Raw genomic sequence first — 20,351 nt, 5'->3', positions numbered from 1 at the left:
CCGTGGACATCGACATGAGCGCCCTGCGGGGTCTGGTCCGGGAGAAGGAGATCTCCTTCGACCTGCTGGTCGAGGCGATCGAGTCGGCCCTCCTCATCGCCTACCACCGCACCGAGGGAAGCCGCCGGCGCGCGCGCGTGGAGCTCAACCGGGAGACCGGGCACGTGACCGTGTGGGCGAAGGAGGACCCCGAGGACCTCGAAGAGGGCCAGGAGTCCCGCGAGTTCGACGACACCCCGTCCGGCTTCGGCCGCATCGCCGCCACCACCGCCAAGCAGGTCATCCTGCAGCGGCTGCGCGACGCCGAGGACGACGCGACGCTCGGCGAGTACGTCGGCCGCGAGGGCGACATCGTCACCGGAGTGGTCCAGCAGGGCCGCGACCCGAAGAACGTGCTCGTCGACATCGGCAAGCTGGAGGCCATCCTGCCGGTGCAGGAGCAGGTGCCCGGCGAGACGTACCGGCACGGCACGCGGCTGCGGTCGTACGTCGTCCGGGTGGCGAAGGGCGTCCGCGGCCCGTCGGTCACCCTTTCGCGCACGCACCCCAGCCTGGTGAAGAAGCTCTTCGCCCTGGAGGTGCCGGAGATCGCCGACGGCTCCGTCGAGATCGCCGCGATCGCCCGCGAGGCCGGCCACCGCACCAAGATCGCCGTACGGTCCACCCGTTCGGGCCTGAACGCCAAGGGCGCCTGCATCGGCCCCATGGGCGGCCGGGTCCGCAACGTGATGGGCGAGCTCAACGGTGAGAAGATCGACATCGTCGACTGGTCGGACGACCCGGCCGAGATGGTGGCGAACGCGCTGTCACCCGCCCGGGTGTCCAGGGTCGAGGTCGTGGACATGGCCGCGCGCTCCGCCCGCGTGACCGTGCCGGACTACCAGCTGTCGCTGGCGATCGGCAAGGAAGGGCAGAACGCCCGGCTCGCGGCCCGGCTCACCGGCTGGCGCATCGACATCCGGCCGGACACCGAGCAGGCCGGGGAGCGCGCCGGGGAATAGATCTCGGCCTCAGGGCGCTGAGATCACGACAGCCTGCTGCGAATGACTGCTCCGACTTCTCCCCGGGAGGGATGAGGCCGGCGCGGGGAGGTAGACTTAGAAGTGTCTGGCCGGACGCGTGACCGTGCATGCCCTGAACGCACCTGTGTGGGGTGCAGGCGGCGAACGGCCAAGGACGATCTGCTGCGGGCCGTGGCGGATGGGGAACAGTGCGTTCCCGATCCTCGCGGTACGCTGCCCGGCCGGGGTGCGTACGTCCACCCCGACCCCGTCTGTCTCGACCAGGCGGTGCGCCGCCGGGCGTTCCCACGGGCGCTGCGCGTCCCGGGACCGCTCGACACAAAGGCGTTGCGCCGGTACGTCGAGCAGACAGACAGTTGCTGAGCAGGCAACACCGTAAGAAGTGCCGTGCGGAGCCATCCGCGCGGCCCTGGTACCTCGCGAGTCGAAAGCAGGTCGAGATTGCGATGAGCACTCGATGAGTACGCGATGAGTACGCCCATGAACTAGCGACGGTCCGGCTTCACCCGGACCTCAAAGGAGCGAAGTGGCTAAGGTCCGGGTCTACGAACTCGCCAAGGAGTTCGGTGTCGAGAGCAAGGTCGTCATGGCCAAGCTCCAGGAACTCGGTGAATTCGTCCGTTCGGCGTCTTCGACGATCGAAGCGCCGGTGGTACGCAAGCTGACCGACGCCTTCCAGGGCGGTGGCAACGGCAGGTCCGCCGGCAAGCCCGCCCCGCGCAAGGCTGCCCCCAAGCCCGCCCCCGCGCCCTCTCCGGCGCAGGCGGCCCGTCCGGCCGCGCCGCGGCCGGCGGCTCCCAGGCCCCCGGCGGCGCCCGCTGCCCAGCAGCCCGCCCCGGCGGCTTCTTCGGCCCCCGCACCCGGCCCGCGTCCGGGCCCGAAGCCCGCGCCGCGCCCGGCCCCGGCCGCCCCGGAGTTCACCGCTCCGCCGGCCGCTCCGGCCGCGCAGACCCCGCAGACCCCGCAGGCTCCGGCCGCCCAGGGTCCGCGTCCCGGTGGCGCCCGTCCGGGCGCCCCGAAGCCCGGCGGCCGTCCGGCCCCCGGTCAGGGCCAGGCGTCCCGCCCGGGCCAGGGCGGACAGCGTTCCGGCGGCCAGGCCCCGCGTTCGGGCGCCCGTCCGGCCGGTCCGCGCCCGGGCAACAACCCCTTCACCTCCGGTGGCTCCACCGGCATGACCCGTCCGCAGGCCCCGCGCCCGCAGGGCGGCCCGCGTCCGGGCGGTCCCGGTGCCCCCGGCGCCGGTCCCCGCCCGCAGGCGCCCGGCGCCCAGGGCGGCGGCCCGCGTCCGCAGGCTCCGGGCGGTCCCCGTCCGTCGCCGGCGGGCATGCCCCGCCCGCAGGGCGGTCCGCGTCCCGGCCCGGCCGGTCCGCGTCCGAACCCCGGCATGATGCCGCAGCGTCCGGCTGCCGGCCCCCGTCCCGGCGGTGGCCCCGGTGGCCGCGGTCCCGGTGGCGGCGGTCGTCCCGGTGGCGGCGGCGGTCGTCCGGGCGGCGGCGGCTTCGCCGGTCGTCCCGGTGGTGGTGGCGGCGGCGGTGGCTTCGCCGGTCGTCCCGGTGCTCCCGGTGGCGGTGGCGGCGGTTTCGCCGGCCGTCCGGGCGGTCCCGGTGGTGGCGGCGGCGGCCGTCCCGGCTTCGGTGGCCGTCCCGGTGGTCCCGGTGGCCGCGGTGGCACGCAGGGCGCCTTCGGCCGTCCCGGCGGTCCCGCGCGTCGCGGCCGCAAGTCGAAGCGGCAGAGGCGCCAGGAGTACGAGGCCATGCAGGCCCCGAGCGTCGGCGGCGTGATGCTGCCGCGCGGCAACGGCGAGACCATCCGTCTCTCCCGCGGCGCGTCGCTCACGGACTTCGCGGAGAAGATCAACGCCAACCCGGCCTCCCTCGTCGCGGTCATGATGAACCTCGGCGAGATGGTCACGGCCACGCAGTCCGTCTCCGACGAGACCCTGCAGCTCCTCGCCGACGAGATGAACTACACGGTTCAGATCGTCAGCCCCGAGGAGGAGGACCGCGAGCTGCTCGAGTCCTTCGACATCGAGTTCGGCGAGGACGAGGGCGACGAGGAGGACCTGGTGGTCCGCCCGCCGGTCGTCACCGTCATGGGTCACGTCGACCACGGCAAGACCCGGCTGCTCGACGCGATCCGCAAGACGAACGTCATCGCGGGCGAGGCCGGCGGCATCACCCAGCACATCGGTGCCTACCAGGTCGCGACCGAGGTCAACGACGAAGAGCGCAAGATCACCTTCATCGACACCCCCGGTCACGAGGCGTTCACCGCCATGCGTGCCCGCGGTGCGAAGTCGACCGACATCGCGATCCTGGTCGTCGCGGCCAACGACGGCGTCATGCCGCAGACGGTCGAGGCGCTCAACCACGCCAAGGCGGCCGACGTGCCGATCGTCGTCGCGGTCAACAAGATCGACGTCGAGGGCGCCGACCCGACCAAGGTGCGCGGTCAGCTGACCGAGTACGGCCTGGTGGCCGAGGAGTACGGCGGCGACACCATGTTCGTCGACATCTCCGCCAAGCAGGGTCTGCACATCGACTCGCTGCTGGAGGCCGTGATCCTCACGGCCGACGCCTCGCTCGACCTGCGGGCCAACCCGAGCCAGGACGCGCAGGGCATCTCGATCGAGTCCCGCCTCGACCGCGGCCGTGGTGCCGTGGCGACGGTCCTCGTCCAGCGGGGCACCCTGCGGGTCGGCGACACGATGGTCGTGGGCGACGCCTACGGCCGGGTCCGCGCCATGCTCGACGACAACGGCAACAACGTCGCCGAGGCCGGCCCGTCGACGCCGGTCCAGGTCCTGGGCCTGACCAACGTCCCGGGTGCGGGCGACAACTTCCTGGTGGTCGACGAGGACCGTACGGCCCGTCAGATCGCGGAGAAGCGCGCCGCCCGCGAGCGCAACGCGGCCTTCGCCAAGCGCACGCGCCGCGTGTCGCTGGAGGACCTGGACAAGGTGCTGAAGGCCGGCGAGATCCAGCAGCTGAACCTGATCATCAAGGGCGACGCGTCCGGATCGGTCGAGGCGCTGGAGTCCTCCCTGCTCCAGCTGGACGTCGGCGAAGAGGTCGACATCCGCGTCCTGCACCGCGGCGTCGGTGCGGTCACGGAGTCCGACATCGACCTGGCGATGGGCTCCGACGCCATCGTGATCGGCTTCAACGTCCGCGCGGCCGGCCGCGCGGCGCAGATGGCCGAGCGCGAGGGTGTGGACGTCCGGTACTACTCGGTCATCTACCAGGCGATCGAGGAGATCGAGGCGGCCCTGAAGGGCATGCTCAAGCCGGAGTACGAGGAGGTCGAGCTCGGCACCGCGGAGATCCGCGAGGTCTTCCGCTCGTCCAAGCTCGGCAACATCGCGGGTGTCCTCATCCGCTCCGGCGAGGTCCGCCGCAACACCAAGGCGCGCCTCATCCGCGACGGCAAGGTCATCGCGGAGAACCTCAACATCGAGGGTCTGCGTCGCTTCAAGGACGACGTCACCGAGATCCGCGAAGGCTACGAGGGCGGTATCAACCTCGGAAACTTCAACGACATCAAGGTGGACGACGTCATCGCGACGTACGAGATGCGGGAGAAGCCGCGGGCCTGACGGCCGACGGTGACCGGCGCTGGCCGACGGAACACGGGTTCCGTCGGCCAGCGCGCCTTTCCCCGCCGTGCCGGCCGACCCCCCGCCGAGGGCGAGGGGGACCGGGAAACCCTGTCGAGCCGGCGGCGGGTACGGGGTACCGTTCTTGATGTCCCCGGCCACACGGACCCGGGGCCGTCGATCCCGTACCGGCGGGTGAACCGGTTGCACACATGTACGTGGGGACTCTGTCCTTCGACCTCCTCCTCGGCGACGTCCACTCGCTGAAGGAGAAGCGCTCCGTCGTCCGCCCGATCGTCGCCGAACTCCAGCGGAAGTACGCCGTGAGCGCCGCCGAGGTGGACCACGTGGACCTCCACCGGCGAGCGATCATCGGCCTGGCCGTGGTCTCCGGCGACGCGGCGCACCTCACCGACGTGCTGGACCGGTGCGAACGCCTGGTCGCCGCCCGCCCCGAGGTGGAACTGCTGTCGGTACGGCGGCGCTTCCACGGCGACGACGACTGACCACAGAACGCAAGAAGAAGAAAGAACGGGAGACGGACCAGTGGCCGACAACGCGCGGGCGAAAAGGCTGGCGGACCTCATCCGGGAGGTGGTGGCCCAGAAGCTGCAGCGCGGGATCAAGGACCCGCGGCTCGGCTCGCACGTCACCATCACGGACACCCGGGTCACGGGCGACCTGCGGGAGGCGACCGTCTTCTACACGGTCTACGGCGACGACGAGCAGCGCAAGGCCGCGGCGGCGGGACTGGAGAGCGCCAAGGGCGTCCTGCGCTCCGAGGTCGGCCGCGCGGCCGGCGTGAAGTTCACGCCCACCCTCACCTTCGTCGCGGACGCCCTGCCGGACACCGCCCGGACCATCGAGGACCTCCTCGACAAGGCGCGGCAGTCCGACGAGAAGGTCCGCGAGGCCTCCGCGGGCGCCGTCTACGCAGGCGACGCCGACCCGTACCGCAAGCCGGACGCGGACGACGACGAGACGGACGACACCGCCGAATGACCAGCAAGCCCACCCCGCCCGACGGCCTCGTCATCGTCGACAAGCCGTCGGGCTTCACTTCGCACGACGTGGTCGCCAAGATGCGCGGCATCGCCAGGACGCGCCGCGTCGGCCACGCCGGCACCCTCGACCCGATGGCGACCGGTGTCCTGGTCCTCGGCGTGGAGCGCGCCACCAAGCTCCTCGGGCACCTCGCCCTGACCGAGAAGGAGTACCTGGGCACCATCCGGCTCGGCCAGAACACCCTCACCGACGACGCCGAGGGGGAGACCACCTCCCGCGCCGACGCGTCCGGGGTGACCCGGGACGCCATCGACACCGGCATCGCCAAGCTGACCGGCGACATCATGCAGGTGCCGTCCAAGGTCAGCGCCATCAAGATCGACGGCGTGCGGTCGTACAAGCGGGCCCGCGAGGGCGAGGACTTCGAGATTCCCGCCCGGCCGGTGACCGTCTCCTCCTTCACGGTCTACGACGTCCGGGACGCCGTCGCCGCCGACGGCACCCCGGTGCTCGACCTGATCGTCTCGGTGGTCTGCTCCTCCGGCACCTACATCCGCGCCCTCGCCCGGGACCTGGGCGCCGGTCTGGGCGTCGGCGGCCACCTCACCGCGCTGCGCCGCACGCGCGTCGGGCCGTACAAGCTCGACTCCGCCAGGACGCTGGAGCAGCTCCAGGAGGAGCTGGCCGTGATGCCGGTCGCCGAGGCCGCGACGGCCGCGTTCCCGCGCTGGGACGTCGACGCCAGGCGCTCCCGGCTGCTCGCCAACGGCGTCCGGCTGGAGATGCCCGACGAGTACGCGGGCGCCGGCCCCGTCGCCGTGTTCGACCCCGAGGGGCGCTTCCTGGCGCTCGTCGAGGCGCACAAGGGCAAGGCGAAGAGCCTGGCCGTGTTCGGCTGAGCCGGTCGCACGGGGTCCTGCCACCCGCCGCCCCGCGGGCGGCCGCCCGCGGAGCGGCGACCGGGTCCTGCCGTCGCCGCCTCCCGCGCCGTGCCCCGCCGACCTCGGTGACCTCACCCCGAACGCGTGTCCCGCGTCGCCGCCCGGGCCGGCCGTCCCTGCTGCTCATCCTGGACGGCCCCGAGGAGATGCCGCCCCTCCTCGCCCACCGGCTGGCCGAGTGGACCGGGGGGGCGGCCGAGTGGCCGCGCCGGGCCGGAGCGCGACTGGTCGTGGCCTGCCGGGAGGAGCACGGGGAGCAGGCCGGCGCCGGGTTCCCGGCGGACCTGCCGCACCTGCCGGCGGGCGGCACGGGCCCTCTCCCGCCCCGCGCACCCGACGGCGCCCACCCCCGCCGGTACCGCACCACCGCGTCGGCCCGGTCGTGCAGTCCCTGCTGCTCCTCGCCCGCCAGCGGGGCCCGCGCCTGCTCCCCTTCCGCCTGCGGGAACCGGCGGACGCCCTCGGCCTCGACCCCACTTCCCGGTGGGCGGCCCGCCTGCTCGCCCACACCCTGCTCCAGGTGCCGGACGCCTCGCCCCACACCGGGACCCCGCGCCTCCTCGCCGACCGCGTCGTCGCCTGGTACCGCGAACACCGGCCAGTTCCCGAGGAGTTCGGCCCCGCGTCCTGGACCGCGCTCCCCCTCCCGGCCCTCGAGCGCTTCGCCCTCCTGCACCGGCTGGTCCTGGCGGACGCGGCACCCGGTGAGGCGAGCGGCGCGAAAGTCACCGGGGCCCGGGGGAGCCGGGGGGCGGGCGTGCGGCCCCGGCGGGCGCACGGGGACGCGGGCGGTGGGCCGGGCACCCGCCGCGTGGTCGAGAGCCTGGCAGGCGCGCGCGTACCGGTCTGACCTGCTGCCATGAACGTGCGCCCGATCACAGCGCCCATGCCGGTGCGGGCCGGGAGCGCCCGGCATGGCACCCTTAGACCTGCACAGAAGTCAACGGTAGACACGGACACGGGTTCGAGGAGCGGTCACAGTGCAACGCTGGCGTGGCTTGGAGGACATCCCCCAGGACTGGGGGCGCAGCGTCGTCACCATCGGTTCCTACGACGGCGTCCACCGCGGCCACCAGCTGATCATCCGGCACGCCGTCGACCGCGCCCGCCAGCTGGGCGTACCGGCCGTCGTCGTCACCTTCGACCCGCACCCCAGCGAGGTCGTCCGCCCCGGCAGCCACCCGCCCCTGCTCGCCGCGCACCACCGCCGGGCGGAGCTGATGGGCGGGCTGGGCGTGGACGCGGTGCTGGTCCTGCCGTTCACCACCGAGTTCTCGAAGCTGTCCCCGGCCGACTTCGTGGTCAAGGTCCTGGTCGACAAGCTGCACGCCAAGGCGGTCGTCGAGGGCCCGAACTTCCGTTTCGGCCACAAGGCCGCCGGCAACGTGGAGTTCCTCACCGAGCAGGGCAAGGTCTACGACTTCGAGGTCGAGGTCGTGGACCTGTACCTCTCCGGTGAGGCGGGCGGCGGCCTGCCGTTCTCCTCCACCCTGACCCGGCGCCTGGTCGCCGAGGGCGACGTGGCCGGGGCCCGCGAGATCCTGGGCCGGCCGCACCGGGTGGAGGGCGTGGTCGTCCGCGGCGCCCAGCGCGGACGCGAACTGGGCTTCCCCACGGCGAACGTGGAGACGCTGCCCCACACGGCCGTCCCCGCCGACGGCGTCTACGCCGGCTACCTGCACACGCAGGGCGAGGCCATGCCGGCCGCCATCTCCGTGGGCACGAACCCGCAGTTCGACGGCACCGAACGCACGGTGGAGGCGTACGCCATCGACCGCGTGGGCCTCGACCTGTACGGGCTGCACGTCGCCGTCGACTTCCTGGCGTACGTCCGCGGCCAGGCCAGGTTCGAGTCGCTCGACGCCCTGCTGGAGCAGATGGCCGGGGACGTGCAGCGCTGCCGGGAGATCGTGGCGGCGGACGCGTAACCGCGCGCGAACGCGGCACGCGGGGGCGGCCGGTGCGGTGAGCACCGGCCGCCCCCGCGTGCCGTGCCTCGCGCACGGCTGCCGCGCGCCTACTGCTGCGGCGGCGGACCCTGCGGAGGCTCCGGCTGGGCCCGGCCGGGCTGCGGGTACCCGGGGTGGGGCGGACTGGGCCGGGCGGGCGCGCCCTGCGGCGGGTACGCCTGCCCCGGCGCCGCCTGCGGGTACGGCTGTCCCGGCTGCACCGGCCCGGGCTGGGGCTGCTGCGGCGGGTACGGCTGCTGGGCGGGGGCGTACGGCTGACCCGGACCGTACGGCTGACCCGGACCGTACGGCTGATCCGGGGCGTACGGCGCACCCGGAGGGTACGGCTGACCGGGGAAGGCCTGGCCGGGCAGCGGCTGGCCCGGGAGCGGTGGTGCGGCCACCGGCGGCGGGTTGCCGTCGCTGGTCCACAGCCCGTGCGACTGCTGGTGCCGTACGAAGTCCTCGGCGACCATGGCCGCGAGGTTGAAGTACGCCTCCCGCACCTTCGGCCGCATCATGTCGAGGTCGACCTCGGCACCGGCGGCCAGGTGCTCGTCGAACGGCACCACGACCACACCCCGGCAGCGGGTCTCGAAGTGCGCCACGATGTCCTCGACCTTGATCATCTTCCCGGTCTCGCGGACTCCGGAGATGACGGTGATCGACCGCGAGACGAGGTCGGCGTACCCGTGCGCGGACAGCCAGTCCAGCGTCGTGCTGGCGCTGCTCGCGCCGTCCACCGACGGGGTGGAGATGATGATGAGCTGGTCGGCGAGGTCGAGCACCCCCCGCATGGCGCTGTACAGCAGACCGGTGCCCGAGTCGGTCAGGATGACCGGGTACTGCTTGCCGAGCACGTCGATCGCGCGCCGGTAGTCCTCGTCGTTGAACGTGGTGGACACGGCCGGGTCGACGTCGTTGGCGATGATCTCCAGTCCGGAGGGTGCCTGGGACGTGAACCGCCGGATGTCCATGTACGAGTTGAGGTACGGGATCGCCTGGACCAGGTCGCGGATGGTCGCCCCGGTCTCCCGGCGCACGCGCCGGCCGAGCGTGCCGGCGTCCGGGTTCGCGTCGATGGCGAGGATCTTGTCCTGCCGCTCGGAGGCGAGGGTGGAGCCGAGGGCGGTGGTCGTGGTCGTCTTGCCGACGCCGCCCTTGAGGCTGATGACCGCGATCCGGTAGCAGGACAGCACCGGCGTGCGGATCAGCTCCAGCTTCCGCTGCCGTTCGGCCTCCTCCTTCTTCCCGCCCAGCCTGAACCGGGAGGCCGCCGCGCCCGGCCGACCACTCTTGGCCTTCTGCCGCTTGTTGTTGAGCAACCGGTCCGAGGACAGCTCCACGGCCGCGGTGTAACCCAGCGGTGCCGCACCGGGGTCGGTCGGCTGCCGCTGGTCGTGCCGCATGGGCTGCGGCCAGGCGGCCCCGGCCCGCGGGTCGACGGGACCCTGCGGAACCCGTGCGGCCGGATCACCCTGCACACCCTGCGGAACCTGGCCGGCCTGGTGGCCCTGGGGTCCCTGTCCGGCGTCCGGGCCCTGCGGGTACGGAGGCTGCTGTCCGGGCTGGGGGAAGCCGTAACCGGCCGGTGGTGCCGGGGGGGTCGGGGCGCCGGGCTGGGGGAAGCCGTAACCCGGTTGGGGGGCGGGGCCGGGACCGTTGGGGGTCGGCTGTTGCCCCGGCTGCGGGCCGGGGGTGTCGGCCGCGGGCTGCTGTCCGGGCTGGGGGAAGCCGTAACCGGCCGGTGGTGCCGGGGGGGTCGGGGCGCCGGGCTGGGGGAAGCCGTAACCCGGCTGGGAGCCGGGGCCGTTCGGAGTCGGCGGCTGCGGGAAGCCGTAGCCGGCCTGCGGGTCCGGACCGGCCGGGGCCGGCTGGGGCGCCGGAGGCTGCGCGAAGCCGTGACCGTTCGGCGGGACGGGGCCGGCGGGAGCGGGCCGCTGTTGCTGTGCGGGGATGTGCGGCTGTGCCTGTCCGGGGCCGGGGGGTTGCCCGGGCGCCGGGCCGGGGCCCCCGGGCGCGTGGGGCCGGCCCGGCGGCGGTGCGGGCTGCACGGGGGCGGGGGGCGTCCGCGTGCCGGGCTGTGCCCACGCGGCGGGCGCGGGCTGCGGCGCCTGCGGCTGGAACGGCGGCTGCTGCCCGGGCACGCCCGCGGGACCCGGCGCGACCGCGGGCTGCGGCCCGTCCGGTGCCGGACCGGGCTGCTGCACGGGCCACTGGGCCGCCGTGACGGGTGCGGCGGGCTGATACGCCGGCGGCAGCGGCGGCACTCCGCTCTGCGGTGCGGGCGGCGGAGTCCAGGCGGGCGGTGCGTCCTGAGGAGCGGGCGCAGCGGGGGGCGGTGCGTCCCGCGGGGCCGGGGGAGCGACCGGCGCGGCGTCCCGCGGCTCGGCGGGGGCGGCCGGAACCGTGCCGTGCGGGGCGTCCGCCGGGGACGCACCGTGGTCGGACGCGCCCTCCTCCGGGGTGCGGCTTTCGGCGGCGCTGTCCTGGGACGAGTTGCCTCCGGGCTCCGTCTCCTCGAACCGGTCGCCCTGCGGCGCGCCGTCCGTCGTGTCCGCCGCATCCGTCGTGCCCGTCGCATCCGGTGCGTCCGGTGCGTCCGGTGCGTCCGGTGCGGCGGGCTCGGCGTCGGAGGCGGTGCCGTTCTCCTCCGCGGCCCGGCCCGGGGCGTCGGCAAGGGCCCCGCCCTCGTCCCCGCCCCCGCTCTGATCGGTTCCGGCCCGGACAGTTTCCGGGCGAACGGCGGGTTCGTCCCGGGCGGTCCCGCCGGCGTCCTCGGCCGCCGCCTCAGTCGCGGCAGCCCCGTCCGGGATCTCCTCGCCGGGGCTGTCCGCCCCGGCACTCACCCGGGAGCCGACCGCGGTGGAGTCACCGTCGGGGGAGTCAACGGCAGCGGAGCCGTCCCGGGCGGACTCGTCCCGCACCGGCGCCTCCCGCCCGGCCTCCGTCCCTCCGGCCTCCGTCCCTCCGGCCGCCGCGCTCCCGGCCCCGGTGACGTTTCCGCCGTCCCTGCCGTCCCTGCCGTCCTCGTCCGCCTCGTTCCCCTCGTCGCCCGTGTCCTCGTCGGACGAGCCGGCGCGTTCAGCGGGTCCGGAACCCTGCGCGGCGCTCCGGCGTGCCGCCTCGGCGGCCTTCTCGCCGGCAGCGACGCGCTCGGCGATCTCGGCGATCTCACGCCTCAGGGCGACGGCGGAGAACCGCAGGGTCGCCCCGCTCTCCAGGTCCCCGTTGTCCGGCTCCGGCTCCGACGAGGCGGCGGCGGACGGAGCGTCCGCCGGCTGCGGGGAGTCCTCGGAGCCCGCCGGCTGCTGCGGCTCGAACCCGACCGGCAGCTTCGGCACCGCGACCGGATCCCCTGCCGGCGGCACGGGCGGACTCCCGACCGGCGGCGCGGGCGGGGTGAACGGTGCCCCCGGCCCGGCGGCCGGGGCCGGTGGGGTGAACGGCGCCCCGGGAGCGGGAGGAGCGGGCGGCGTGAAGGGGGCGCCCGGTGCGGGAGCGGGAGGAGCGGGCGGCGTGAAGGGGGCGCCCGGTGCGGGAGCCGGCGGAGCCGGGGGAGTGAACGGGGCACCGGGGGCCGCGGTGCCGGCCGACCGGGTCGCGTGCGGCGGCGGGGTCAGCCCCGGAAGGGGCGCTCCCGCGGCGAACGGCGGAAGCGAGGGGATCCCGGCCGCGCCGGGACCGCCCGGCGCACCCGGCGTGCCGGAAGACCGCGGGCCACCGTCGCCCCCGGCGCCGTCCGCGCCCGGACCGGCGGAGCCGTCCGCGTCCCCCGGCCCCGGGGCGGCGGGCCCCGGACCGCCCGCGCCGCCACCGGAGCCCTGCGACGCCCCGGACGCGTTCTGCGTGTACCAGGCGGGCGGCGCGTAGTCGATGGTGAACTCGCCGGTGGTCTCGACGGCCGACTCCGCGTCGGGCTGGTCATCGCCGGGTGTGGCCCAGCCCCCGCGGATCCCGTCCCGATCGCTGCTCACAGTTCCTCCTGGTGTGGTCGAGCACCCTCATGCCGTGCCGGGGCGACCATGTCGTGTCGTTCGAGTCGTCCGTAGTCGTTCGAGGCAGTCCGATCCACCGGCTCTCCCCCGGGCGGCGACGCCTGCTCCACGGGGTCCGGCATCGCGCCCGCTCCCAGCCTAATCACCACGAGCCGCCCCTCGGCAGGCCCGGCCGCCTCTCAGCCACGCTCGCCCGTGCGAACCACGGACAAACCCGCGGACAAGCAACGGATACGCATCGAACAATCGGGGCGACGGGGCCGGTTCAGTCCATCCGCCGCGGTGTGCCCAGCAATCCGGTCTCGGCGTCGGTGGGTTGGGTCAGCACGTACTGCCGGTCGCGCTCGGTGCACCACAGCGTCACGCCGTCGGGCAGCGCGGGCAGCGACTCGACCTCGGCCCGGGACAGGCCCATGGTGCGCCCCGGTTCCGCGGCCTCGTCCGGCGAGACCCGCTGGATGCCGGCGAGCCGCGCCTGCCGCAGCAGCCGGGGCGCGACCGGACTGAGGTACGGCAGCAGCGTCAGCACGGACTGCCACGGACCGGACACCACCCGCCCGCGCGGCGGCCGCATGCCGCAGTCCCGCACGACCAGGACGGGCGTCCCGGCCGAGGCGCCCTGCGGCGGCACCCGCCCCACGTCGTACACGGCGAGTCCGTTCTGCCCGCCGCCCATGGCGTGCACCATCCGGACCCAGGCCTGCGGCCGGCCGGTCTCGACGGCGACCCGGGCACCCGTGGCCGCGGTGCGCAGCGCCAGTACCTGCTCCGTCCACAGTCCGCCGATCAGCACGACGTCGTACGGCGTCGGCCGGTTGATGCCCAGCACGGCCGGCTGTCCCCCGGGGCCGACCCCGGCGACCACCCCGTCGTCGCCGATGGGCAGGGCGAGCGCGTCCAGCTGCGGCACGGGCAGGGCGTGCCGTCCGTGCCGGGGGCCGATCAGCCCGAGTCCGTACCGCAGTCGGCCGGCCCACCGCCGCGCCCCGTCCGCCGGGGCGCCGGGCGGCCCCGGGGACGCGGAAGCCGTCGTCGGGACCGTCGTCACCGGGCACCTCCGAGCGGCAGCGTGGCCAGCATTCCCGGCAGCTGTTCACGGTCCAGCCGGGCGAGTCCGGCCCCGGCCCGCCGCGCGGCATCCTCCAGCGCGCGTCTGGCCGCGACCAGTTCGTCGTCGCTGCGCCCGGTCACCCGCAGGTGGCCGCACAACGACACCTCCTGCCGCTCACCCCGTGCCAGGGTGAGACTGAAGGTGGTGGCGAGTGCCGGTACCGCGGTGAGCGCGGCGGCGAACCGCGGCAGCGACGCGCCCCGGCCCGCGTCCAGCGCGGGCCAGCGCCGGACCCAGTACGTCGTGTGCCTGCGGTTGTCGCACCGCCAGCTCCGTGCGGACTCCCGGGTGCGCCGCTCCCGCGCCTCGCTGCGCCCCGCCTCGGCGGTGACCAGCGGGTTGGCGCAGGCAGAGGTGGCCAGCGCGGTGATCAGCTCCTCCTCGTCGAGGACCGTGGCCGAGAACCCCGCCCCGGTCAGCCGGCTGGCCAGCTGGTCCGCCGCCCGCACGACGCACTTCTGCGCGCCGAGCAGCCCGCCCCCGCGCGCGGCCACGGCCTCCGCGCACAGTTCCGGGTCGAGCTTCAGCGCGATCCAGGTGATCCGCACGGCCGGGGCGCCGGTCTGCTGCTGCAGCGGGAGGTAGTTGGCGACGGCCACGGACTCCCGGGGCAGGTGCAGTGCGGGCGCCGGCTGCGTGTGCAGGACGACCTGCGCCGACTCCAGCCGGATGCCGTCCACTTCGGGCGCCTCCCGCCCTCGGACATCGGCGCCGACGGCAGCAAGACGTCCGACGGCAGTCCCGAGTCCAGCGAGGCCCAGGTCAAGCTTGGCTACCAGAACGTCCGCCCCGCCAGGGTCCCCGCGGCCTGGTCGGAGCTCCTCGCCAAGGGACCCCGGCTCGACACCAACAGCGCCCGCCGGCCGCAGGGCTCGTGACCCGCCCACGGACATGACGAAGAGGAGTGCCCCCGAGTGCTGCCGACCAAGGCGGCCCCGCTGACCGCCGCCGTCCTGCTCGCCGCCCTCGGCGCCGCCCCGCCCGCGCCCGCCCTCCGGCTGGACGGCAGCGGCGCCTGCACCTTTCCCGCCCCGCAGATCAAGGGGACGCCCTGGTCCCTGCAGCGCGTCCTGCTGGACGAGCTGTGGCAGGGCACCGGCAAGGGCAGGGGCGTACGGGTCGCGGTCATCGACACGGGCGTGGACGACGGGAACCCGCAGCTCGCCCCGGTCGTCGACGAGGCGGCCGGCCGCGACTACCTGTCGGACGGCAGGGGCGGTGACCCGACGAACGACCAGGTGGGGCACGGCACCAAGGTCGCGGGCATCATCGCGGCCCGCCCCCGCGCGGGAACCGGTTTCGTGGGCCTCGCCCCGAACGCCACCATCATCCCGATCCGGCAGAACGACGCCGACAACAGCGGCGACTCGGACACCATGGCCCGGGCGATCACCTACGCCGTCTCCCGGGGTACCGACGTCATCAACATCTCCCAGGACACGACCAGGCCCCTGTCGGGCACCTCCGCCCTCGCCGAGGCCGTGCGCGGGGCGATCGCCCGCCACGTCGTCGTGGTCGCCTCCGCGGGCAACGACGGCCTGGACGGCAAGGTGAAGGACACCTACCCGGCCGCCTTCCGGGGCGTCCTGGCCGTGGCCTCCTCCGACCGCGACAACGAACGGGCCCCCTTCTCCCAGGCGGGCCCCTTCGTCGGGGTGGCGGCACCCGGTGTGGAGATCGCCTCCACCGTTCCCGGCGGCGGCCAGTGCACGGACGACGGCACCAGCTTCTCCGCCCCGTTCGTCGCCGGGGTCGCGGCCCTCCTGAAGGAGAAGCACCCCGACTGGAGCACCGCCCAGATCGTCACCCAGATCGAACAGACGGCCGAGCGTGTGGTGAACGGCCATGACGACTTCGTCGGCTGGGGCGTCGTCGACCCGGTGCGCGCCGTACAGGAGTCGGACATCGCCGACCCGCCCGCCTCCCCGAGTCCCGACCCCGGTCCGGCCGGGGCGGCCGCCCCCGACGTGGCACCGTTCTCCCTGGCGGAGACGCCGCGCGAACGCGACCGGCGGTACGCCGTCTACGCCCTCGGCATCACCGTCGTCCTGGTGGCGGCCATCGCCGGCACGGCCGTCGTCACCCGCGACCTGCGCCGCCGCCACGAGGACCGCTCCGGGTAGGCGCCGCCCCCGCCGGGGGGACGGCGGCACGCACTCCGCCCCCGCCCGGCCCTCACTGTCCGGCCGGTGCCCCGTCCCCGGTTCCCCCGGCCGCCGCCAGGTCTCCGTTGCGCTCCGTGGGCTTCAGGTCGAACTCGCCGTCCCGCGCGCCCAGGACGAACGCCCGCCACTCGGCCGCCGTGTACCGCAGCACGGTGTCCGGGTCGAGGGACGAGCGCATGGCCACGGCGCCCTCGGGGAGGTGGGCGATCTCGACCCGCTCCTCGTGCTCCTCCGTGCCGGGGGCGCAGTGCCACTCCACGCCGGAGATGTCGAGGGCGTACAGCTCGTCCCGCTCGCGTTCCTTGCGCGCCCTGATCTCCTCAGCCGTTTCCGTCATACCGCAGCGATCCCTTCCGACGTACGGACGCTGTGTGCTCGTCACAGCTACCGGTCACGGTACTGGCCGGCGGAACTCCCCTGTCCCGTCTTTGCAGTTGGAAGGACCAGGTCCAGTGACCAGAGTGGCAGCCGGTGCCACGCGTGTGGTACCGCACGGGGGCGGTGCGACGCTGCGACCACGCGTCGCGCGGGGGCGCAGCAGGTCTTGCCCGCCGGGAGAGCCGGGACAGCGTCCGGGCGGACCCGTCGCGGTGGTGAAGGCCACCGCCACTTCCGCAGGAGGGCAGGAAGGTATGGCGCAGGGGCAGGCGCACAGTGCGCACGAACTGACGAAGCTCGCGAACGACATCCGCGACTTCCACCACCAGGTGAGCGAGCGGGTGACTTCCCTCAACCGGGTCGTGGACATGGTCCAGGCCGGCTGGCAGGGCGCGGCGGGCAAGGAGTTCGACACCGTTCAGTAGGGTGTCAACCACAACCTGAAGAAGCTCCAGGACGACCTCGTCGACCTCGAGGAGGCGATGCGGGCGAGCGTCGGCGGCTTCACCGACCAGGAGCAGGAACGCATCTCCGACATCCGCAAGGTGGACAACTCCTACGAGGTCAAGAGCCGCATCACGGACCTCGCCTGAGCCCGGCCGCACCCACGAGGAGACACACACCATGAGCTTCAGGCCGGATACTCAGGCAGATTGGACTTGTCCCCGCTGTTCCCCGCCGCGGCGAACAGCAGTTCGCCCTTGACGAGGGCGTACGTCACCGCTGACGCGAGTTCGGGAGTGCCGACGTTGCGCCTGCCGGGTGAGTTGGAACTGCCCAGCGACATGTTGATGATGCGCGCCGGGCTGTCCGCGGCGTAGCGAATCGCCCGGCTCAGGGTGTGGGAGAACTCGGCCTTGTTGTCGGCCTGTCCGTCCTCCTCAGCGGCGTAACGCATGCGGATGGGCAGGATCTTCGCTCCAGGGGCGAGTCCGTACGAGCCGTTCACCGCCCCCCGCGCACCCGTGGCCGCGATGAGTACTGCCATGTCGGTACCGTGGGCGGCGATGTCGGTGTGCGCGTCGCCCCGCTGGTCCGAGTAGTCCTTGCCGTCCAGCACCCGACCTTTCAGGTCGGCCAGGGAGTCGTCGACCCCCGAGTCGATCACGGCCACTGTGACGCCTCGCCCGGTACTGGTCTTCCACATCTCATCGGCGTGCATGGCATCGAGGTGCCACTGACGTGCCCGGACCGATTCCGCGTGGGCGGGAGTGGCGGCGACGCCCACGAGGAGCAGGCCGATTACCGCCGAGGCCGATGACAGGAGCCACCGTGTGCGCTTGCCTCCGGTACGACAGGTAGGTGTCCAGACCGCGCAGGCGGCCCTCCTCCAGGCGCTGCGAGGCGAGCAGCAGGTGCACGCCCAGGGAGCGGCCGATGCGGCCGATCTGGATGAACATGTCGATGAAGTCCGGCTTGGCCGTGAGCAGTTCGCTGAACTCGTCGATCACGAGGACCAGCGAGGCGAGCGGCTCCAGGGGAGCGCCGGCCGCGCGCGCCCTCTCGTAGTCGTGCACGTTGGCGTAGTTGCCGGCCGCGCGCAGCAGCTCCCGGCGCCGCTGCAGCTCGCCCCGGATCGCGTCGCCCATGCGGTCGACCAGCGTGAGGTCGTCGGCGAGGTTGGTGATCACGGCGGCCACGTGCGACAGGTGCGACATGCCGGCGAAGGTCGCGCCGCCCTTGAAGTCGGAGAGCACGAAGTTCAGCGTCTCCGAGGAGTGGGTGACCGCGAGCCCCAGCACCAGGGTGCGCAGCAGCTCCGACTTGCCGGAACCGGTCGCGCCCACGCACAGGCCGTGCGGGCCCATGCCGTCCTGCGCGGCCTCCTTGAGGTCCAGCATCACGGGCCGGCCGTCCACCCCGACACCGATCGACACGCGCAGCCGCTCCGGCACGGAACGCGGCCGCCAGGTGCGCGTGACGTCCACGGACGCCGCGTCACCGAGACCCAGCAGGTCGGTGAAGTCCAAGTTGGCCAGCAGCGGCTCGTCGTCGTCCCCGCCGCCCGTGCGCAACGGCGCCAGCTGCCGGGCCAGCGCCTCCGCGGCCGGCAGCGACAGGCCGTCGGGCACGCCCTCGAACGCGACCCCGCCACCGGAGTCCAGCCACAGCCGCTCCGGGCGCACGACGACCGACAGGCCGCCGCGCGGCTGGTCGAGCTCCCCGGGGACGACCTCCACGGCGGTCGCCCCCCTGCAGGCCCTCCGCGGTCGCGAACACCGAGGTGGGAGGCACCATGCCGCCGTCCAGCACCACCAGGACGTGCGGCTGGTCCAGCAGCGGCCGGTCGTCCCGGGCGAACCGGGGCCGGCCCTCCAGGCGGGCCGCGAGCAACTGCTCCAGCTCGCCGAGGTCGTCGCCGAACAGACGGCGCGTGCCCGCTCCGTCGAACCGCCCCGGCAACTGGCAGTGCGGCAGCCACTTCGTCCAGTCCCAGCGGGCGACGGCGCCCGGCGAGGCCACCACGGCCACGACCAGGTCGTCGGGGGAGTGCAGGGTGGCGGCCTGGGCCACCAGCGCGCGCGCCGCCGACTGGGTGCACTCCGGGTCACCGGAGACCGTCAGGTGGTAGAAGGCCCGCAGGGACAGCGCCACCGGCAGGCCGTCCAATTGGCCGTGCACGGCCAGGAACCGCTGCATGGCACCGGCGCACAGCGGTTCCAGCTCGTCCACGGGCGCGGTCTGCGGTGTCACCAGGGGGGGTGGCCAGCTGCTGCGGGCCCAGGCCGATCCGCACCTGGCCGAAGTCCTCGTCCCCCACGCGCCGCTCCCACACCCGGCTGCCCTCGGCGACCACCGACCACAGCTGCTCCGGAGCGGGGTGCAGGTACAGCTGCGCGTCCCGCTGGCGCAGCGCCGTCCCGCGGACCGTGCGCCGGGTCTGCGCGAGGTAACGGAGGTAGTCCCGGCGAACGTCGGCCATTTGCCCTTGCGTACCGCGCCGGTGGCGGACGACCTGCGAGACCACCATCGCGGCCGTCGACACGAGCATCACCACACCCATGATCCGCATGAACGGATGGGCGTTGGGGGACGCGAAGTAGAACACCACCGACGAGCCCATGCCGAGCGTCGGCAGGACCTGCATCAGCATGCCCTCCTGCTGCCCGCGCGGCAGCTCGGGCGGAGCCTCCGACCGCAGTTCGTGCGAGGGCACTTCGGGCGGCAGCGCGCGTGGCGGACGCTTGATGACGATCTGGCTCACCGGAGCACCAATCCCCCGCACGGACGATCCGTTGATGACCGGCACCCCCGTGGCGACGGCTGTCCTCCGCTCGCCGGCGATCCTACGTGCCGCCGCTGACGGCGGGTCCCGGTAGGGTGACGCCCGCAGCGTGTGCGTCCGCGAACAGGGGGCAGTGAAAGTGAGTACGACCGCGGCGACGGGATTCTGCAGGGTCACCGTCGTGGCCCCCGACAGCCGGGTCGACGTGGCGCTCCCGGTGGACATCGCGCTGGCCGACATCTACCCCGAGATCCTCCGCCTGACCGGTCAGTCGCAGCCCGTCGGCGCCCCCACCGGGTACCACCTCGTGCGCCGCGACGGCCGCGTCCTCGACGGCGCCCGCACCCTCGACGGCGAACGCGCCCTCGACCTCGCCGAGGGCGCCGTCCTGCTCGTCCTGGTCCCGCTCTGCCTCGCCGTCCTGGGCGTCCTGACGCAGGTGCGCTCGATGACCGGCTAGGCGGCCGGCCGGAGCCGCCCCGGGGCACTGGTACCCTGGGTGACGGCCGTATGTGTACGCACCCCCGGAGCCCGCAGGCAACCTGCGCCCTGGAGGCCGCGCCCAGCGGATCCCCGCCCTCCGAGTAGAGGAAGCTCCCCCGCGATGAAGACCGGGGGCACTCGGTGGCACTCACAGACCAAGAGGAGTACGCGTGTCGCTCGACGCCGCAACGAAGAAGCAGATCATCGGCGAGTTCGGTACCAAGGAAGGTGACACCGGCTCCCCCGAGGTCCAGGTCGCCCTGCTGTCCCGTCGGATCTCCGACCTGACGGAGCACCTCAAGACCCACAAGCACGACCACCACTCCCGCCGTGGTCTGCTGATCCTGGTCGGTCAGCGCCGTCGCCTGCTGCAGTACCTGGCGAAGAAGGACATCCAGCGCTTCCGTGCGCTGGTCGACCGCCTGGGCATCCGCCGCGGTGCGGCGGGCGCCAAGTAGGACGCCGTGAAGGGAGCGGT

The 20,351-nt window shown here is 74.1% G+C and carries 15 protein-coding genes and 5 pseudogenes; 13 read left to right on the top strand and 7 right to left on the bottom strand.

Annotated elements, in window-relative coordinates:
* Positions 1-2: 2 nt before the first annotated feature.
* From nusA to QQY24_RS08530, 8 genes are all read left to right on the top strand, one after another.
* On the top strand, positions 3-1,001 hold the full coding sequence (nusA, locus tag QQY24_RS08565) for a transcription termination factor NusA (RefSeq protein WP_301972069.1): 999 nt from the start codon (positions 3-5) through the stop codon (positions 999-1,001).
* Between the two features lie 102 nt (positions 1,002-1,103).
* Entirely contained in the window at positions 1,104-1,385 is a 282-nt protein-coding gene (locus tag QQY24_RS08560) for a YlxR family protein (protein ID WP_301972068.1), read from the top strand.
* A 163-nt stretch (positions 1,386-1,548) separates the two neighbouring features.
* Positions 1,549-4,617, top strand: a complete 3,069-nt coding sequence (gene infB, locus QQY24_RS08555) for a translation initiation factor IF-2 (protein WP_301972067.1) — start codon at positions 1,549-1,551, stop codon at positions 4,615-4,617.
* A 212-nt stretch (positions 4,618-4,829) separates the two neighbouring features.
* The gene (locus QQY24_RS08550) at positions 4,830-5,123 is read left to right on the top strand and encodes a DUF503 domain-containing protein (protein WP_301972066.1); all 294 of its coding nucleotides are present in this window, start codon (positions 4,830-4,832) and stop codon (positions 5,121-5,123) included.
* Positions 5,124-5,163: 40 nt separating this feature from the next.
* Positions 5,164-5,619 (top strand): 30S ribosome-binding factor RbfA, encoded by a 456-nt coding sequence (rbfA, locus tag QQY24_RS08545; RefSeq protein ID WP_301972065.1) that lies wholly within the window; start codon positions 5,164-5,166, stop codon positions 5,617-5,619.
* Positions 5,616-6,521, top strand: a complete 906-nt coding sequence (gene truB / locus QQY24_RS08540) for a tRNA pseudouridine(55) synthase TruB (RefSeq protein WP_301972064.1) — start codon at positions 5,616-5,618, stop codon at positions 6,519-6,521. The genes rbfA and truB overlap by 4 nt, the downstream gene beginning before the upstream one ends.
* Before the next feature lie 424 nt (positions 6,522-6,945).
* Positions 6,946-7,413, top strand: coding sequence for a hypothetical protein (locus tag QQY24_RS34725; protein WP_367657984.1), 468 nt, complete (start codon positions 6,946-6,948; stop codon positions 7,411-7,413).
* A gap of 130 nt (positions 7,414-7,543) precedes the next feature.
* Positions 7,544-8,491 carry a bifunctional riboflavin kinase/FAD synthetase gene (locus tag QQY24_RS08530; protein WP_301972063.1) on the top strand — a complete coding sequence of 316 codons (948 nt, stop codon included), beginning with the start codon at positions 7,544-7,546 and terminating at the stop codon, positions 8,489-8,491.
* An 89-nt stretch (positions 8,492-8,580) separates the two neighbouring features.
* On the opposite strand, the gene QQY24_RS08525 is transcribed toward QQY24_RS08530, so the two are convergent.
* From QQY24_RS08525 to eccE, 4 genes and pseudogenes are all read right to left on the bottom strand, one after another.
* Complete coding sequence (locus tag QQY24_RS08525) at positions 8,581-11,856, bottom strand: AAA family ATPase (RefSeq protein ID WP_301976178.1); 3,276 nt, start codon at positions 11,854-11,856, stop codon at positions 8,581-8,583.
* A gap of 504 nt (positions 11,857-12,360) precedes the next feature.
* Positions 12,361-12,489, bottom strand: a pseudogene (locus QQY24_RS08520) (SCO5717 family growth-regulating ATPase); the annotation flags it as partial.
* Positions 12,490-12,775: 286 nt separating this feature from the next.
* Complete coding sequence (locus QQY24_RS08515; protein WP_301976177.1) at positions 12,776-13,474, bottom strand: hypothetical protein; 699 nt, start codon at positions 13,472-13,474, stop codon at positions 12,776-12,778.
* Positions 13,475-13,554: 80 nt separating this feature from the next.
* A pseudogene (gene eccE / locus QQY24_RS08510) lies at positions 13,555-14,316 on the bottom strand (type VII secretion protein EccE); the annotation flags it as partial.
* A gap of 3 nt (positions 14,317-14,319) precedes the next feature.
* On the opposite strand from eccE, the pseudogene QQY24_RS08505 reads away from it, so the two are divergent.
* Both QQY24_RS08505 and mycP read left to right on the top strand, forming a co-directional pair.
* Positions 14,320-14,499: pseudogene (locus QQY24_RS08505) on the top strand (type VII secretion protein EccB); the annotation flags it as partial.
* A gap of 36 nt (positions 14,500-14,535) precedes the next feature.
* Complete coding sequence (gene mycP / locus QQY24_RS08500; RefSeq protein WP_301972062.1) at positions 14,536-15,744, top strand: type VII secretion-associated serine protease mycosin; 1,209 nt, start codon at positions 14,536-14,538, stop codon at positions 15,742-15,744.
* A gap of 52 nt (positions 15,745-15,796) precedes the next feature.
* On the opposite strand, the gene QQY24_RS08495 is transcribed toward mycP, so the two are convergent.
* Positions 15,797-16,123: a DUF397 domain-containing protein gene (locus QQY24_RS08495; RefSeq protein ID WP_301972061.1), complete on the bottom strand. Its 327-nt coding sequence runs from the start codon at positions 16,121-16,123 to the stop codon at positions 15,797-15,799.
* 295 nt (positions 16,124-16,418) lie between these two features.
* Between QQY24_RS08495 and QQY24_RS08490 the strand changes: the two genes are divergently transcribed.
* The gene (locus tag QQY24_RS08490) at positions 16,419-16,589 is read left to right on the top strand and encodes a WXG100 family type VII secretion target (protein WP_301972060.1); all 171 of its coding nucleotides are present in this window, start codon (positions 16,419-16,421) and stop codon (positions 16,587-16,589) included.
* A 206-nt stretch (positions 16,590-16,795) separates the two neighbouring features.
* Here QQY24_RS08490 and QQY24_RS08485 read toward each other — a convergent pair whose 3' ends face one another.
* Positions 16,796-17,326 carry a S8 family serine peptidase gene (locus QQY24_RS08485; RefSeq protein WP_367657983.1) on the bottom strand — a complete coding sequence of 177 codons (531 nt, stop codon included), beginning with the start codon at positions 17,324-17,326 and terminating at the stop codon, positions 16,796-16,798.
* 124 nt (positions 17,327-17,450) lie between these two features.
* Positions 17,451-19,369, bottom strand: a pseudogene (eccCa, locus tag QQY24_RS08480) (type VII secretion protein EccCa); the annotation flags it as partial.
* A gap of 160 nt (positions 19,370-19,529) precedes the next feature.
* On the opposite strand from eccCa, the pseudogene QQY24_RS08475 reads away from it, so the two are divergent.
* Together QQY24_RS08475 and rpsO are read left to right on the top strand one after the other, a co-directional pair.
* A pseudogene (locus QQY24_RS08475) lies at positions 19,530-19,847 on the top strand (EsaB/YukD family protein); the annotation flags it as partial.
* Positions 19,848-20,043: 196 nt separating this feature from the next.
* Positions 20,044-20,331 carry a 30S ribosomal protein S15 gene (gene rpsO / locus QQY24_RS08470; protein ID WP_030177470.1) on the top strand — a complete coding sequence of 96 codons (288 nt, stop codon included), beginning with the start codon at positions 20,044-20,046 and terminating at the stop codon, positions 20,329-20,331.
* Positions 20,332-20,351: the final 20 nt, after the last annotated feature.

The organism is Streptomyces sp. TG1A-8 (genome assembly GCF_030499535.1).
Lineage (GTDB): Bacteria > Actinomycetota > Actinomycetes > Streptomycetales > Streptomycetaceae > Streptomyces.
This window is presented reverse-complemented; position numbering and strand designations above follow the sequence as displayed.